The organism is Lysinibacillus sp. TE18511 (assembly GCF_054062295.1).
In genome coordinates this window covers 15,884-31,829 of sequence record NZ_JBSSFD010000022.1, presented here as the reverse complement: position 1 = coordinate 31,829, position 15,946 = coordinate 15,884, and the positions used below count along the sequence as shown (strand labels likewise).

Below are 15,946 nucleotides of genomic sequence, written 5' to 3'. Positions count from 1 at the left end.
TAACTGGAGGTTTTTTACTATGACAATTACAACTGTTAGCAACGAACAATTAGCCAAAGAATACGTAGATGGCGTATTCGAGCAATTAAAACAACAGAACAGTCATCAAGCGGAGTTCTTACAAGCTGCTGAAGAAATTTTCATTTCATTAGTGCCTGTATTTGTACAACACCCTGAATATATTAAAGCTAATATCTTATCTCGTATCGTTGAGCCAGACCGCATCATTTCCTTCCGTGTTGCTTGGCAAGATGATCACAACCAAGTTCAAGTAAACCGTGGTTATCGTGTACAATACAGCAACGTAATGGGACCATATAAAGGTGGTCTTCGCTTCCACCCTTCCGTTAACGAATCAATTATCAAATTCTTAGGCTTTGAACAAATCTTTAAAAATGCTTTAACAGGCCAACCAATCGGTGGTGGTAAAGGTGGCTCAAACTTCGATCCTAAAGGTAAATCAAACTCTGAAATCATGCGCTTCTGTCAAGCATTCATGACTGAATTATACCGCCATATTGGTCCAGATGTCGATGTTCCTGCAGGTGATATCGGAGTTGGAGCTCGAGAAGTAGGCTATTTATGGGGTCAATACAAGCGTTTAACACATGCAAGCGAATCTGGTGTATTAACTGGTAAAACTCCTGGATATGGCGGTTCTTTGGCTCGTAAAGAGGCAACAGGTTATGGCACAGTATACTTTGTAAACGAAATGCTAAAAGATGCCAATGATTCATTCGAAGGTAAAACAGTTGTAGTTTCTGGCTCTGGTAACGTTTCAATATATGCAATTGAAAAAGCACAAGCTTACGGTGCAAAAGTTGTTGCTTGTTCTGACTCTTCAGGCTACGTTTACGATCCAGATGGTTTAGATCTTGACGCAATTAAAGAAATTAAAGAAGTAAAAGGCGATCGTATTTCAACTTACGTAAACTATCGTCCAGATGCAACATTTACAGAAGGTTGCACAGGTATTTGGACTATTCCTTGTGATATCGCGCTTCCATGTGCTACTCAAAACGAAATTAACGGTGAATCAGCTCGCACATTAATATCTAATGGTGTAAAAGCGATTGGTGAAGGAGCTAACATGCCATCTGATCTTGAAGCAATTAACGAATTCTTAGACGCTGGCGTTTTATTCGGACCTGCTAAAGCTGCTAACGCGGGCGGTGTTGCTGTATCTGCTCTTGAAATGGCGCAAGATTCAAGCCGTGTATTCTGGTCATTTGAAAAAGTAGATGCTAAATTACATCAAATTATGAAAGATATTTACGCGGACAGTAAAGCCGCTGCTGAAAAATACGGTTACCCTGGGAACCTGGTAGTAGGCGCGAACATTGCCGGTTTCGTAAAAGTAGCAGATGGTATGCTAGCTGAAGGCGTATATTAATAACATTCTTTCCCCATTCAACTCCACCTAAGATGATAGCGAATATTCGTTATCATCTTATTTTTTTAGTATAAAGAAAGTTAATAAACACAAAAATAACTCCTAAAACGAACATTTTTATTATTAAACATTTAAAATATTCGTGTTATAATAATGGAGTACTATGAAATATTGGAGGGTTTTTTGTGGAATTATTGTATACAGGTAAAACGAAAAATGTGTTCAAATTAGAAGATGGTCACTACTTATTAAAATTCAAAGATGATGTAACTGGTGAAAACGGCGTATTCGACCCTGGTGCTAACACTGTAGGCTTAACAATCGATGGTGCAGGACTTGCTGGACTTCGCTTAACTTCTTATTTCTACTCAAAACTAAACGATCAAGGTGTTCCTACTCACTATGTTGATGCAAACTTTAACGATGCAACAATGACAGTAAAACCTGCTACAGTTTTCGGAAAAGGCTTAGAGGTTATTTGCCGCTTCAAAGCAGTTGGCTCTTTCCTTCGTCGCTATGGTGCTTACGTAAAAGAAGGACAAGATTTAGATTCTTTCGTAGAAGTTACCATCAAAGATGACGATCGCCTAGATCCTCCTATTTCTGAAGATGCATTAGCAATGTTAAACCTGTTATCACACGAAGAGTATGCAATTTTAAAGCAACGTACAATTGAAATTGCTAAATTTGTTGCTGCCGAGCTTGCAAAAAAAGGATTAACACTGTACGACATCAAATTAGAATTTGGCCGCGATGCTAAAACAAATGAAATTTTATTAATAGATGAAATTTCTGGCGGAAATATGCGTGCTTACAAAGGCGAACAATATATCGAGCCTTTGGAACTAGAAAAAATTATGCTTGCTGAATAAAAATAATACATTCATGAAATTCAAAATTAGCCTTGTTAATCTACTATTAACAGGGCTATTTTAATGCGCCAACAAAAGACAGGTTTACTTGTAGCCCGTGGCGGAAATAAGGGTTCTTGAATGGATAAAAATGTTTAATCAACACACCTGACATTATTGACTTTTAATGTTCGATTGCCCTTTTTCTATAAAAAATAATTTTTTTGAAACTTTTCATTAGCATAGCCGTATACTAACTATACGCATAATGCAATATTCTATTCTTTTGGAGGTAGTTTAATGGAAGACTATAATGACACACCACAGGCGAGGACAAAACTAAATCCATTTCTATCGGCTTGGATACACCCTAAACAAACTGCACGTTACATGATTGATGAAAAATCAATTGGGTTTGCGATTCTTATTATGTCAATTGGCTATATCGGTTCTACGTTATCAGGGCTTATCGATCCAGAATTTTCAGATTTTTCTCCTTGGCTTATGGCACTATTGTGTGTGATATTTGCACCAATTGCTGGGATTATCGGTACATGTTTATCAACATTAATATTTTGGCTGTTTGGTAAGATTTTCAAAGGGACTGGTACATTCTCTGATTTATTTAAAGGCCTTAGTTTAACTGCTATACCATATATCGTTCTTATACCACTTTACTTAATTTGGCTGATTACATCACCTGAAACGTTAATGAACACTAGCTCTATTGAAACAATACCTTGGTTATTATTAATAACTGGTTTTGTTAGCTTTGTTCTAGCAATCTGGTCATTAGTTATCACAGTAGGTGTTGTGGCAGAAGCTCATCAATTTGAAATTTGGAAAGCGATATTGACTGTTATTATCCCTTCTATTACTCTGTTTATTATTTTCTTTGTTTTCTTTATCATTCTTATGTTCGGCATAATCGGCTTTAGTATGATGTAAAAAAATCTCCCCTCTCAATATAACGAGAGTGGGAGATTTTCATTTAATTTGAGCAATTTTTAAACTGAAAGTACTGTATTTTGTTGGAATAGTTCTGATACACCTGACTCAACAGCAGCACCACTTACAGCACGTGAAACAATTGCAACTACCCGCTCATCTAATGATTTAGGCACGATATATTCCTCTGTTAATTCCTCGTCACTTACAAGGGATGCAATCGCTTCAACTGCGGCTAACTTCATCACTTCATTAATATCCGTTGCTCGCACATCCAATGTCCCACGGAAAATACCAGGGAAAGCAAGCACATTGTTAATTTGGTTTGGATAATCTGAGCGTCCCGTTCCCATTACACGTACACCCCACGCTTTAGCATTTTCATACGTAATTTCTGGATTTGGATTTGCTAGTGCAAACACGACTGGATCTTCATTCATAGAAGCAATATGCGCTTCTGTTAATAAATTTGCAACAGATACACCGATAAAGACATCAGCACCCATTAGGGCATCCTCCAATGTTCCATGTAATTTTTCCGGATTTGTTAAATGGGCAACCGTTTCTTTAATTGGATTCATCCCTTCAGCGCGCCCTTCATAAATAAGGCCTTTTGTATCACACATATAAATATTTTTATAACCCATTTGCACAAGAATACGTAAAATAGCAATCCCCGCTGCGCCTGCGCCATTAATTACAACCTTCATTGTTGCCACATCTTTTTTTACAATACGATTAGCATTAATCATCCCTGCACCTACGACAATCGCCGTCCCATGCTGATCATCATGGAACACAGGAATATCACATTCTTGGCGGAGACGATCTTCAATTTCAAAGCATCTTGGTGCTGAAATATCTTCTAAATTTACAGCACCAAAAGTTGGAGCAAGCGCCTTCACAATGCTGACGATTTCATCCGTATTCTTCGTATCTAAACAAATAGGAAAAGCATCAACATTGGCAAAACGCTTTAATAAAATCGCCTTCCCCTCCATTACTGGTAATGCTGCCTTCGGACCGATATCTCCTAAACCTAATACCGCAGTACCATCTGAAACAACCGCCACCATATTTCCTTTCATTGTATAGTCGTAAACAAGTGATGGATTTCTTTCAATCTCTATACAAGGTGCAGCTACCCCTGGAGAATACGCAAGACTTAGATCATAGGAATCTTGCACAGGTACCTTTGAGATCACCTCTAATTTTCCACAATAATGCTCGTGCATTTCTAAAGCCTTTTTCATAACATCCATTCAATCCCATCCTTTTCTTATGAATTATTATATATTTTAGAATCATAATACTTTGTGAAAGTAAAGTCAACGAATTTTCTGTCAATTTTATTTTTTGTTCGAAACAAAGCCATTTACTATCGATAATACCACTTTTTCATATTGTTATCACTTTCACAATCAATTATTTTAATATAATTAATTGATTAGTTTCCATCTGAAAAAATGCACAAATATCGCCATTTAGCCTGTTCAACTTTTCACATAGTATTTTTCTTATGTAAATGAGAAATTTTTCACAAACTAATGTAAGCGCATCCATTATCACATCTAGTTTCGTCACATTTTCTTCACATTTTTTCACAAAGCTTTTTATTATTCTCCCAAAAGTATTCTTTTTCCTTTGAGATTTCATTCTAATCAACAAAAAAGAGCCCTTATATAAAGGACTCTTGCCTAAATTGATTGATAAAAGCGGTGATAATATGTTTGGAAGACCACTGTTCCCTTGATACTTTAGTAATCGGATAATCACGAACAAAGATTGCTTTTTTGATTTCTTCTACTGAATAACCTTTATTAAACAATTGCTTGACATTACCCTCCAAGTCTTCTAAATAAGCAATTTTTTCTTGTATTTTTGCTCGACCATCCGCTATATAGCCTGCATGACAGCAATACACTTCCTCAAAATCATAGTTTAATATTTTCTTTAAAGACGCCAAGGTATGTACGATATTTTCTTCATCAAGGACAACCTTAGTTTTCGTCTGTATATACAAATCGCCTGTAAACATAGCACCTGTTTCACGATTGTAAAATGATACATGATCTGTTGTGTGTCCCGGTGTTGCAATAACATCCAATGTTGCTGAATTCGTTTGCAATGTATCGCCAAATGGTTGCGCTACAAAAGCCGGTCGTTCCCCCCATAATGCCTGTCGATAAATTGGATAGTCTCCATCCTCCGCACAAATGCTAACCGAATCACGATGAACAAAGATTGGTACATCTCTTTGCTGTTGAATCCATGCTGCATTTCCTGCATGATCCTCATGGGAATGTGTCAGTGCCACTTGTTCAATCGGTATCTCGTTAAAAAAGGATTGGAACTCCTGTGTCAGTGAGTAAGAACCTGTATCAATTAATAACCCATCGACAAAAAAGCAATAAACACTCAATCCAAAACCCTCAACCGCTACTTTACCATGTGAACATTGCACATCTCGATTTCGTTGAATTTCTATACTTTTCTCTCGTTTAAACATCCTTTCTCCCCCTTTGCCCTTTGTAAAAAGAGTGTAGCACAAAATGAATAGTCAGTCATTTTAAGAGTACATAACAATTCGCATCGATTGATGATTACCATTAAAACTCTCAGTATTAATAGAGAGACCATGGCATCATATTTTACAATCATTAAAAAAAGTCCAGCTTGCTGTAGCAGAGGGTACAATCCACATATATTGTTTCAAAAATTGCTTGCTCTGGCGTGCTATCCACGATTTTGGTGGGTCTATCCATCATTTTGACGGTTCTATCCACGATTTGGGCGGTGCTATCCACGACTTTGACGGTTCTATCCACGACTTTGACGGTTCTATCCACGATTTTGATGGGTCTATCCATCATTTTGGCGGTTCTATCCACGATTTGGGCGGCGCTATCTGGGACTTGGGCGGTGCTATCCGCGATTTGGGCGGTTCTATCCACGATTTTGATGGGTCTATCCATCATTTTGGCGGTTCTATCCACGATTTGGGCGGTGCTATCCGCGACTTTGACGGTTCTATCCACGATTTTGATGGGTCTATCCATCATTTTGGCGGTTCTATCCACGATTTGGGCGGCGCTATCTGGGACTTGGGCGGTGCTATCCGCGATTTGGGCGGTGCTATCCGCGATTTTGACGGTTCTATCCACGATTTTGATGGGTCTATCCATCATTTTGGCGGTTCTATCCGCGATTTAGGCGGCGCTATCCGCGACTTTGGATTTCTATCCGTCGCTTTGACGATTCTATCCGTCACCTTGGCTCTTCTTTCCATCGCTCTTGCCTTTCTATCCGTCACTCTTGTCTTTCTTTCCGTCGCTCTGATTTCTATCCGTCACCTTGGCTCTTCTTTCCGTCGCTCTTGCCTTTCTATCCGTCACTCTTGTCTTTCTTTCCGTCGCTTCGGCTTTTCTTTCCGTCGCTCTGATTTCTATCCGTCACCTTGCCTCTTCTTTCCATCGCTCTTGCCTTTCTATCCGTCACTCTTGTCTTTCTTTCCGTCGCTCTGATTTCTATCCGTCACCTTGCCTCTTCTTTCCGTCACTCTTGTCTTTCTATCCATCACTCTTGCCTTTCTTTCCGTCGCTCTGATTTCTATCCGTCACCTTGCCTCTTCTTTCCGGCGCTCTTGCCTTTCTTTCCGTCACTTCGGCTTTTCTTTCCGTCGCTCTGATTTCTATCCGTCACCTTGCCTCTTCTATCCGTCGCTCTTGCCTTTCTATCCGTCACTCTTGTCTTTCTTTCCGTCGCTCTGATTTCTATCCGTCACCTTGCCTCTTCTTTCCGGCGCTCTTGCCTTTCTATCCATCACTCTTGCCTTTCTTTCCGTCGCTCTGATTTCTATCCGTCATCTTGGCTCTTCTTTCCATCGCTCTTGCCTTTCTTTCCGTCGCTCTGATTTCTATCCGTCACCTTGGCTCTTCTTTCCGTCGCTCTTGCCTTTCTATCCGTCACTCTTGTCTTTCTATCCATCACTCTTGCCTTTCTTTCCGTCGCTCTGATTTCTATCCGTCACCCTGGCTCTTCTTTCCGTCGCTCTTGCCTTTCTTTCCGTCACTCTTGTCTTTCTATCCATCACTCTTGCCTTTCTTTCCGTCGCTCTGATTTCTATCCGTCACCCTGGCTCTTCTTTCCGGCGCTCTTGCCTTTCTTTCCGTCACTTCGGCTTTTCTTTCCGTCGCTCTGATTTCTATCCGTCACCTTGCCTCTTCTTTCCATCGCTCTTGCCTTTCTTTCCATCGCTCTTGCCTTTCTTTCCGTCGCTTCGGCTTTTCTTTCCGTCGCTCTGATTTCTATCCGTCATCTTGGCTCTTCTTTCCATCGCTCTTGCCTTTCTTTCCGTCGCTCTGATTTCTATCCGTCACCTTGGCTCTTACTCCCCTTTCCACTCCAATAAAACCAAAAAACGCCCACCGAAGTGAGCGTTTCGTCTTCAATCAATTATTCATTTGTACCTTTTTCTACATCATATTCTGTAATCCAGTCACTAAAGCTGCCTACATACAGTTGAATATTTTCATAACCTTCATCTGCTAGCACTGCATACAATGGTGATGCTGTAACACCGCTGCCACAATAAACAACTACGTGCTCGTCGCGTGCAACTTTGCTACGTAACGTATCATTGGCTTGCAATTGACCATCGGATTTTAATTGCTCCCAGTCAAAGTTTTTCGCCGTTGGAATATGCCCAGCTACCTTATCAAGAGGCTCTATTTCACCACGGTAGCGAACTGCGGCACGCGCATCTAACAACGTCGCATTCACCTCTCCATCTACAATGGCTTTTACCGCTTGACGTGGAGCATACAATTCATCTTGCCAAGTAAATTCAATCGTAGTTGGTGGGTATTTAATAATATCTTTTGTGAACGATATCTTTTCCTCAAGAGCGGGTGCACCGCCATTCACAATCACTACATTTGGAAAGCCTGCATACGTCAGCATCCACCAAGCACGTGGTGCAAATGGTGCAGCTCCTTGATCGTAAACAACAATTTGGTCTTCATAGCGTAACCCTAATCCTTGAAATACGGCCGCTAGCTTTTCCTTGTTTGGCATTGGATGACGACCATTGTTGGACTCCATATCTGACAGCTCTTGCTCTAAATCAACATAAATTGCTCCTGGTGCATGACCTTCTTCAAATGCTTTTTTACCTGCTTCTTTGTCTTGTAAATCAAAGCGAGCATCTACGAAACGGGCTCCGTCTAATTGAATTTCCTCAACTAATTTGAATACTTTTCCCAAGTGAATCACCTCACACGTATTGTAATTGAGTGTAAATAGCTTTCCAAGAAGCTAAACGACTTTCTTCTTGAAGTGCAAGTCTTTCTGTGGCAATTTGTTCAAGTGCCTGATGGTAAATATACAGACGTAATTTCTCTGCTTCCTCAGCAATAAAAGTAATCGCCCATGTCATGAGAGATATTTTCTGTGCATCTAAGTAGTTTTGTGCATCTGGTTTCGTTAATACCTCAAGCGCCTCACTTAGCTTCACTTTTTCATTCTTTTCAAAGAATGCCTTTGGATTGCGGAAGTGTGATTTCACCCCTGCATATTTCGCGATATCTGTAAATGGTCCTTCAAAATCAAGCAAATCCGGCTCAGAAGGTTCAAACGCTAAAAATGAGAAGCTGCGGTTTAATTCTTTAAGCTCACGTACTTCATCTTTAAAGCGCAGTTGCATCTTCTTACTTATAAACTGTGATAAACGGAAGTTTGTTACTCGCATTTCTTGCGTAAAATCAAATCGTAAGCTTTGCATTACTTCCTTTAATGCATGCTCTAAAGCTTGCTGGGCTGGCATTGCTGCAAATGTTGACGGATTGTAGCCTTCCTTAAAGAACTCTGGGTAACGATAATACACGCGTTGAAGGACATAATACAGTAATTCATCAAGCTCTTGCTTCGTTTCACTTTCTAACATACTTGTATTGAGCGTATTGAACTTCGATTTAATATGCTGTTCTAGTGTTGTTAATTCCTCTAAACGCTCGTCTTTACGCTTTAAGTTCTCTTCTGTCTGTGCAATCAAATCACCTAAACGTTGTTCAGTTTTATCGACTTCCTCTGCCAGTGCCTGAACAGCCAATGCGCTTAATTCATCATTTAAGAACGTGTCGAAGGCTTCTTCGAATGGTGGCATACCTGATGTTAAATCAGCACCCTCTACTTTTTCTTTTAAAGCCATTAAGCTCGACACACCGTAAAGTCGAGGGAAGCGAATGCCAAAGCGTTGTAACTCTGAACGTACATAGCCTTTTACATCTTCCTGTTCTTCTTCCGTTGTCGCTAAATCGATCGCATTGACGATAAAGAACATCTTATCAAGTTCGAAAGCATCCTTCACACGTCCTAGCTGGATTAAAAACTCACGGTCAGCTTTAGCAAATGCATGATTATAATAAGTAATAAACAAAATTGCATCTGCATTACGAATATATTCAAATGCAACACCTGTATGACGCGCATTAATAGAATCTGCTCCTGGTGTGTCAACAAGTGTCACACCCATGCGTGTTAACGGACTATCATAATAGAAATCAATATTATCAACAAAGCATGATTTGTTTTCCTGTGCAACAAATTTTTCGAACTCCACACGGTCAACACGTAATACTTTCCCAAGCTCAGACTTAAATGTTGGGAATCCTTCTTTATATGCACGAATAAATGATTTATGCACATTTAAGCGTTCGTCCGATAGCTGCACCGCAAGTCCCTCATCTGCACGATTAAATGCCTCTTCTAAAGAAGAAACTGATAAACCAACTGCTGCGTATGAAGCTTGAATATCCTCTAGCATTTGGTCAGCTGTTTTTAACAATACATCTGCTGTTTCATGCGGATGCTCTGGAGTCACAGGACGAATTTTATTAATTGCCGCCGTTGTAGGGTTTGGTGATACAGGTAAAACCTTGGCACCCATTAACGCATTAGAGAACGAAGATTTCCCTGCACTAAATGCACCGAACAGCGCGATTGTGAAATCCTTTTTCTGTAATCGTTCTACTTTATTTTCTAAGTAACTTGCCACTTCTGCAAAGCCTTGTACATCTTTTACCGCATTTGCCGTATGAAGTGCACGCTTAACTACACCTTCAATAGGAAGACTTGTTGCACTAACGGCTTGCTGCGCTTCTTCCTGCTGTAACGCTTCCTCTTTTGGCTTTAACATCGATTCATCAAATAATCGAATATCTGCCAAATCTTTCTTAAAGGCATTGTCCCAGTTTGTAAGCTGTTGATTTGCCAACTTACGAATTTCATTACTCGCCTGATGCATAATGCTTGCACTATATTGCTGATAACCCTCAATTTCAAGCACTGCACGAATGGCATCAACTTTCGCTTGCATCCCTGCCATTTTTAATTTAGATGGAGCAGCTGTTTCTGTTGCTACCGCCTGTAATGTTGAGGCTTGCGCATCCTTCCAATTATCTGTTTCCTGGATATAGTAGCGTTTAGTCGCCTCTGCCACACGATTAGCAAAGTTTAACACAGCATCTCCCGTTAAAATTGCACCTACTTGTACATGCTGCTCAATAAGTGAAAATGGTAATTCAAAGGCGTAGGCATCAATAGCTGTAGCACGTTCTTCATTTAACGCACCAACATCCTTTATCACCTTTTTCATCAACCCTTTTAAATGTCCCGTAATCTGTGCATGCACCACGTTTTGATAAGTGCTATAGACGTCTTCTTTACGGCGGTTACGCTCTTCCTCTGTTTTTTTCTTGGCGGTAAATAAACCTCCCACCTTGAAGCCTTCTTGCTGACTTTCTAAATACAGACGTAATTTATCGCGTAAATCTGCAGGCATAATCGCTGCATTCGCAAGTAGTTCTTTACGTTGCTCTTCAAACGTTTCATTCCATGCCTCTACTGAGAACAATTCAACTTGACGATTTAATTTATTGTACTGTTCTAAAATATCTTTATGGTGTGCCCAGTCATCGGCACTTAATACTTCTTCATCGATATCTAAACGATCCTGTCTTTCTTCCGTTAAATAATTGTCATGCTCACTTTGTAATAAACGCAATGTATTTGATGCAGTCTGTACAAGCTGATCCTGCCAATCATTCATACTATCCATAACGATTTTCTTTACGACCTCAAAATCGTTATAAGGGTGTTCAGGCTCTCTTAAGGAAGTGAAAAATACGCCTTTTGGTACTACTCCCCAAGCCGCAAAAGAATTGTGAACCGTTGCTTTAAATTCCTCAAAACTTAATTCATTTTCCTTATGCTTATCAATCATGTTAACGATTAAATAAACGTTTGGATTGTACTTCATTAATTGCTTAGTAAATTGGAAATTCAATTCCGATTGCACGTGATTGTAGTCCATTGTATAAAATACGATATCAGCAATATGAAGGGCTGACTCAGTTGACATACGGTGTGCATCATCTGTTGAATCGACACCTGGCGTATCCATTACAGTGACGCCTAGTGGTAATGTCGATGTGCTATGTCCAATTTCAATTTGTGACACGAGATCCCCATTTTTACTTAGCTCTTTTACCGTTTTAAAATCATAGCCTGCTTCAAATTTCACAGGTTTTTCATTGTGCATATGGACAATCGCAAAGTCTTCATCTGATTTATGGACTTTTACGATATTGGCACTCGTTGGAATTGGACTTGACGCAAGTAAGTCTTCACCTGATAATGCGTTAATCATACTCGACTTACCAGCAGAGAAATGACCTGCAAAGCCAATAACATATTCTTTTTGCTGTATTTTACGTGCAAAAAGTGATGTCTTATCCATACGCTCTGTATCATCATTATGCTGATAAATTATGTATTGTAACGCGGCTTGCTTTAAAAGCCCCTCCAACTGTTGTTCAAAATCATTCATAAAACCAGTAACCCCTTTATTCATATTAATCTTCATATTAATCAATTTAGCCTTGGCGTAATTGTTGCTGTCGCTTCGCTTTCGCACAGATAAACAATGCGTCCGGATTTTGAATTGTGCAAGCACAATTCACTCCTTTAAAAATCCGTGACATCCGCCAGAGGCTTGATCTTCATTCAGTAATGTTTGGAAAGGAACTATAACCGCATTCATCTTACCATTTCAGAGGTGGTAGTTTCTCTGAATGAAGATAGTCATAATTAGTATTCTACCTTATTCGACAAGCAAAGTATAACACTAATTTACTTTCAAAAGCATATATATCAGGGTTTCAGACGTAATATTTGTACACACGGTGTTGTAATAAAGCATGATACTTCTAAAAAAACTACTAATTTCTATTTCATAAAGGATGCATATCTAAGAAGCAAATAATTTTCTTCATATTTTAAGGTAAGGATAAATAAAGTTTAAAAATTGTTTGATGAGCGATTGCATCACTAATAACAATGAAAGCTAAGCAACAAAGCTATGGGGGTAACAATAAATAAATGGAGTGATAAAAATATGGTAAATTATAGTAAACACCGAAAATTCGAGCGACAATGGGCATGTGATTGTGAAGATCGTTTTATATGGCCCCGTATAAAAGTCAGCACCATTCCTACGGTAGCCCCTCCCCCAGTCATTGTGCCTAATGGAGAAATTATTCCAACAGTCAATAGATATTTCTATATCGTTACATCAGATATTGATTTGACTAATGGGGCAACTCTACTAGCTAACCTATTTTTCCATGACAACGGGAATCCAATAACCGAATTTTCAATTTTTAATCCAAATGGTTACGTCAATCTTTATATCAATGGTGTTATGCAGGAGGGTGGGATATATACCATAACTACAACCTCCCTAACCTTGAATCCTTATAATTCAACAATTTATAGAGGAACACCCATTATTATAGAATCATTAGGATTTTCTACAAAATAAGATAAGAATCATCGCTTTGAAAGGGGGTGAAAATAAGTGGCGCTTTCCATTATTAATATCCATGTAAATGTTTCAGGTACTTCGACAAGATTTTTTAATGTTTTAGCTACACCCTTAACGATCACGGATGGTACAACGGTTGCTGCTACTACCTTCTTAACTGATAGCGGTAATGCTGCAACTACTTTTCCAATCGTAACAAATGGTTACTATAATTTATATATAAATGGTGTGCTTCAAGAAGGTGCATCCTATACAGTTTCTGCTACAGAATTAACGTTTCATACTGTTACAGGCGCTATCTCCGCTGGAACACCAATCGTTATTGAAGCTGTAGAGTTAGTGACTACAATTTAGTATTCTTGAATAAATTGGGTTGAGATGTATATGTAATCGAATACTACAATCATATAGAGACACTACTTTCCAATAAAATACCTTCCTATAATTAAAAGTGGATGCCCTACATTTTAGGGCATCCATCCATACTACTAACTATGTCGCTTGACGATTTAATCGTCCCATGCATATGAGTCTTCTCCGTGTATACATATTATTTGCACGGAAATTTTGATTTTCTTTTGCTGTAGACATAACTTCATTCGATGTCAAAATTCCTTTGATATATATATGCATTTGAATTTTCTTCATTAAATGCAAAACGAATTGTGTATTGGCTACTCCACATCGTATGAGGAAAATCAATCATTTGTTACGTGAATTGTCTCCTCGATGCAAAGTCTAATACAAGTCATTAAATCTTGAATATTCCATCCCGGTATTTTTCCATGCTGAATCGCCAAATCAAATGACGCAGGAATATGTATAAATCCAGCACGGACCCCTTTAAATTGCTTTGCGTAAGCTAACCCTTCATACATAATATTATTACATAAATAGGTACCTGCCGTATTTGAAATTTCCGCTGGATACCCTTCTTTGCATAATCGATTCACCATATTTCTGATAGGTAAATTCGTTATATAGGCATCTACACCGCCATCATAAATGGGCTCATCTACTGGTGTATAACCATTATTATCTGCTTCACCATCTTTAACATTAATTGCAATTCGCTCTGGCGTTATTTTAAAACGTCCTCCAGCTAATCCTAATGAAATAATAATTTGTGGCTTTATCTCAGCAATATATTGTTTCAGTTGCTGAGCAGATTGCTGAAAATCTACAGACAAAATCCGTCCTACAATTTCATAGCCACCCATCTTTTCTCCATTTAAATTTTCTACAATTTGCATTGTTGGATTAATTTTATATTCAAGAAATGGTACAAACCCTGTTAATAATATTTTTGTCATTTTCTTCACCTAATTTTCTATTGAACATTTTTTCATTGTTTCCTAACCGTACGGATTTATTTAATTTTAAAATAAATTTCAGAAAAAACAAACAACTTTTTGTGCTTCATTGCAACGTTAGGTTTAAAATTAATAAAAAAGCATAACCCAAAAATTACTCGGGTCATGCTCTACCTGTATGAAAATGGTCGCTATTTATACGTGATATTATTGCCCACTTTTATCTATATAATAGAACCGCTAGCTTCCGCTACAATCATCATATACATAAGCAAGGATCGAAAAAAACCTTTAATAAACCCATAGTTCCCTAATCAACATGCATAGTTTTCTTATTTTAAATGTGCAGTAGCCTGTTTCATGACGTATTTTCCTACCCCTATATAGATAGCTACTGTTGCTCCAATAAATACGAATGTCATTGCCGACCGCTCCTTTTTTATAAAAAATTTGGACTAAAGAATTATTTTAATGTAGACGTAAGCGTCCATTTATTGAATTTGAAAATCATTCTCATTAATATAATATAAATTTCCCAGTAATTCGTCAAGACATACTTTCATCTTACCTATTTATCATGGTAAGATGTAGAAAAGTCGGAAAAAGGATGCGGTAATGATGAGTAATTCGAAGTACTTTCAAACTATTTTAAACGGGACAATTCACGCTTTAAAATCGATCCTCCCTGTGGATATTGAAGTGAAAACGCCAAATATAATTTCAGAACCCTTTCAACAACAGCAAATGGGTGTTTTAATTGGCTTAATAGGAGATTTAAAAGGCCGTGTAATCATCGATTCTTCGCCTGAAGTATTTAGTGGCATCGGCAATACTATGTTTGGTATGCCTCTTGAAGGAGAAATGCTAGAATCTTTCACCGGTGAGTTTGGAAATATGATTGCAGGTAATTTATGTACAACCGTAGGACAAGAAAACTTAGAAATTGATATCACACCGCCAACAGTAATGGTTGGTAACACAAAACTATATGGCTTTGATAAGGCATTCGTACTCCCTGTTACAATTCCAAACATTGGTGCACTAACAGTTCTATTGACGATTGAAGAAGGATAATAGAACGATAGGATATCGGACTATTCCAAATAATATATCCTATGTACTGCAATTTGCATCTATGAATACGCATTGTCATTCGCATTAATTAGTAGAGGCTACATCATAAGCCTTGAGCCAAATTAACTAATAGTAAAATTTCTAGAAAAATAAGAGATTTTAATAAAATTACTCCAATTTCAACTTTAATTCATGCCATCTCAATGACTATTGAGGTGGCTTTTTTAAATCCCCTCCTCAATATTTCACATTTCCTTCACATAATTCGCTAATATGTGTGATTTTTTTCACATCGAAAGAAAATTTATTTATATATCATGTCAATAAGAAAGACCACAATAAAAGCGTAGGAGGAGCAAAAATGGCAAATAAAAAAAAACCTGATGAGAATTTAAAAGGTTCACTCTATGCGGTATTTGGAGTAGGCATCATTATCATCTTGCTTTGGGTGTACTGCTTCAATTTGTTCATCGAACGTTTTTAA

Annotated in this window: 17 protein-coding genes; 12 read left to right on the top strand and 5 right to left on the bottom strand. The window is 38.3% G+C overall.

Going from position 1 to position 15,946, the window contains the following annotated elements; all coding sequences use genetic code 11:
* Positions 1–19 precede the first annotated feature (19 nt).
* The 3 genes from gdhA (at position 20) to ACVWXS_RS15835 (ending at position 3,192) form a co-directional block, all read left to right on the top strand.
* Positions 20–1,393 (top strand): NADP-specific glutamate dehydrogenase, encoded by a 1,374-nt coding sequence (gdhA, locus tag ACVWXS_RS15845; protein ID WP_427420167.1) that lies wholly within the window; start codon positions 20–22, stop codon positions 1,391–1,393.
* Between the two features lie 185 nt (positions 1,394–1,578).
* On the top strand, positions 1,579–2,265 hold the full coding sequence (locus tag ACVWXS_RS15840; RefSeq protein ID WP_423492304.1) for a phosphoribosylaminoimidazolesuccinocarboxamide synthase: 687 nt from the start codon (positions 1,579–1,581) through the stop codon (positions 2,263–2,265).
* Between the two features lie 279 nt (positions 2,266–2,544).
* Positions 2,545–3,192: a Yip1 family protein gene (locus ACVWXS_RS15835; protein WP_456958973.1), complete on the top strand. Its 648-nt coding sequence runs from the start codon at positions 2,545–2,547 to the stop codon at positions 3,190–3,192.
* Between the two features lie 59 nt (positions 3,193–3,251).
* Here the strand turns inward: ACVWXS_RS15835 and ACVWXS_RS15830 are convergent, their stop codons facing one another.
* Positions 3,252–4,454, bottom strand: a complete 1,203-nt coding sequence (locus ACVWXS_RS15830; RefSeq protein WP_456958971.1) for an NAD(P)-dependent malic enzyme — start codon at positions 4,452–4,454, stop codon at positions 3,252–3,254.
* Positions 4,455–4,870: 416 nt separating this feature from the next.
* A complete protein-coding gene (locus tag ACVWXS_RS15825; RefSeq protein WP_456958970.1) occupies positions 4,871–5,701 on the bottom strand; it encodes an MBL fold metallo-hydrolase in 831 nt (276 codons plus the stop codon).
* 214 nt (positions 5,702–5,915) lie between these two features.
* Here ACVWXS_RS15825 and ACVWXS_RS15820 point away from each other — a divergent pair, with 214 nt between their 5' ends.
* From ACVWXS_RS15820 to ACVWXS_RS15800, 5 genes are read left to right on the top strand one after another with little or no spacing between them, the layout of a single operon-like run.
* Positions 5,916–6,716: a hypothetical protein gene (locus ACVWXS_RS15820; protein WP_456958969.1), complete on the top strand. Its 801-nt coding sequence runs from the start codon at positions 5,916–5,918 to the stop codon at positions 6,714–6,716.
* Between the two features lie 15 nt (positions 6,717–6,731).
* Positions 6,732–6,962: a hypothetical protein gene (locus tag ACVWXS_RS15815; protein WP_456958968.1), complete on the top strand. Its 231-nt coding sequence runs from the start codon at positions 6,732–6,734 to the stop codon at positions 6,960–6,962.
* A 15-nt stretch (positions 6,963–6,977) separates the two neighbouring features.
* Positions 6,978–7,208 (top strand): hypothetical protein, encoded by a 231-nt coding sequence (locus ACVWXS_RS15810; protein ID WP_456958967.1) that lies wholly within the window; start codon positions 6,978–6,980, stop codon positions 7,206–7,208.
* Positions 7,121–7,393, top strand: coding sequence for a hypothetical protein (locus ACVWXS_RS15805; protein WP_456958966.1), 273 nt, complete (start codon positions 7,121–7,123; stop codon positions 7,391–7,393). The genes ACVWXS_RS15810 and ACVWXS_RS15805 overlap by 88 nt, the downstream gene beginning before the upstream one ends.
* Before the next feature lie 15 nt (positions 7,394–7,408).
* Positions 7,409–7,603 carry a hypothetical protein gene (locus ACVWXS_RS15800; protein ID WP_456958964.1) on the top strand — a complete coding sequence of 65 codons (195 nt, stop codon included), beginning with the start codon at positions 7,409–7,411 and terminating at the stop codon, positions 7,601–7,603.
* Positions 7,604–7,647: 44 nt separating this feature from the next.
* Here the strand turns inward: ACVWXS_RS15800 and ACVWXS_RS15795 are convergent, their stop codons facing one another.
* Together ACVWXS_RS15795 and ACVWXS_RS15790 are read right to left on the bottom strand one after the other, a co-directional pair.
* Positions 7,648–8,457, bottom strand: coding sequence for a sulfurtransferase (locus ACVWXS_RS15795; RefSeq protein WP_427420174.1), 810 nt, complete (start codon positions 8,455–8,457; stop codon positions 7,648–7,650).
* Positions 8,458–8,467: 10 nt separating this feature from the next.
* The gene (locus tag ACVWXS_RS15790) at positions 8,468–12,079 is read right to left on the bottom strand and encodes a dynamin family protein (protein WP_456959024.1); all 3,612 of its coding nucleotides are present in this window, start codon (positions 12,077–12,079) and stop codon (positions 8,468–8,470) included.
* A gap of 531 nt (positions 12,080–12,610) precedes the next feature.
* On the opposite strand from ACVWXS_RS15790, the gene ACVWXS_RS15785 reads away from it, so the two are divergent.
* On the top strand, positions 12,611–13,072 hold the full coding sequence (locus ACVWXS_RS15785; protein WP_456958963.1) for a DUF4183 domain-containing protein: 462 nt from the start codon (positions 12,611–12,613) through the stop codon (positions 13,070–13,072).
* Positions 13,073–13,108: 36 nt separating this feature from the next.
* Positions 13,109–13,429, top strand: coding sequence for a DUF4183 domain-containing protein (locus ACVWXS_RS15780; protein WP_456958962.1), 321 nt, complete (start codon positions 13,109–13,111; stop codon positions 13,427–13,429).
* Between the two features lie 344 nt (positions 13,430–13,773).
* Here ACVWXS_RS15780 and ACVWXS_RS15775 read toward each other — a convergent pair whose 3' ends face one another.
* Complete coding sequence (locus tag ACVWXS_RS15775) at positions 13,774–14,388, bottom strand: pyroglutamyl-peptidase I (protein WP_456958960.1); 615 nt, start codon at positions 14,386–14,388, stop codon at positions 13,774–13,776.
* Between the two features lie 618 nt (positions 14,389–15,006).
* On the opposite strand from ACVWXS_RS15775, the gene ACVWXS_RS15770 reads away from it, so the two are divergent.
* Complete coding sequence (locus ACVWXS_RS15770; RefSeq protein WP_368637495.1) at positions 15,007–15,462, top strand: chemotaxis protein CheX; 456 nt, start codon at positions 15,007–15,009, stop codon at positions 15,460–15,462.
* Positions 15,463–15,823: 361 nt separating this feature from the next.
* Positions 15,824–15,946 carry a hypothetical protein gene (locus ACVWXS_RS15765; protein ID WP_423492299.1) on the top strand — a complete coding sequence of 41 codons (123 nt, stop codon included), beginning with the start codon at positions 15,824–15,826 and terminating at the stop codon, positions 15,944–15,946.

Excerpts from the sequence above, each read along its gene's own strand:
- gdhA (WP_427420167.1), top strand. The coding sequence starts at position 20 with ATGACAATTACAACTGTTAGCAACGAACAATTAGCCAAAGAATACGTA.
- ACVWXS_RS15835 (WP_456958973.1), top strand. The coding sequence starts at position 2,545 with ATGGAAGACTATAATGACACACCACAGGCGAGGACAAAACTAAATCCA.
- ACVWXS_RS15830 (WP_456958971.1), bottom strand. The coding sequence starts at position 4,454 with ATGGATGTTATGAAAAAGGCTTTAGAAATGCACGAGCATTATTGTGGA.
- ACVWXS_RS15825 (WP_456958970.1), bottom strand. The coding sequence starts at position 5,701 with ATGTTTAAACGAGAGAAAAGTATAGAAATTCAACGAAATCGAGATGTG.
- ACVWXS_RS15790 (WP_456959024.1), bottom strand. The coding sequence starts at position 12,079 with ATGAATGATTTTGAACAACAGTTGGAGGGGCTTTTAAAGCAAGCCGCG.
- ACVWXS_RS15785 (WP_456958963.1), top strand. The coding sequence starts at position 12,611 with ATGGGGGTAACAATAAATAAATGGAGTGATAAAAATATGGTAAATTAT.
- ACVWXS_RS15775 (WP_456958960.1), bottom strand. The coding sequence starts at position 14,388 with ATGACAAAAATATTATTAACAGGGTTTGTACCATTTCTTGAATATAAA.
- ACVWXS_RS15770 (WP_368637495.1), top strand. The coding sequence starts at position 15,007 with ATGAGTAATTCGAAGTACTTTCAAACTATTTTAAACGGGACAATTCAC.
- ACVWXS_RS15765 (WP_423492299.1), top strand. The coding sequence starts at position 15,824 with ATGGCAAATAAAAAAAAACCTGATGAGAATTTAAAAGGTTCACTCTAT.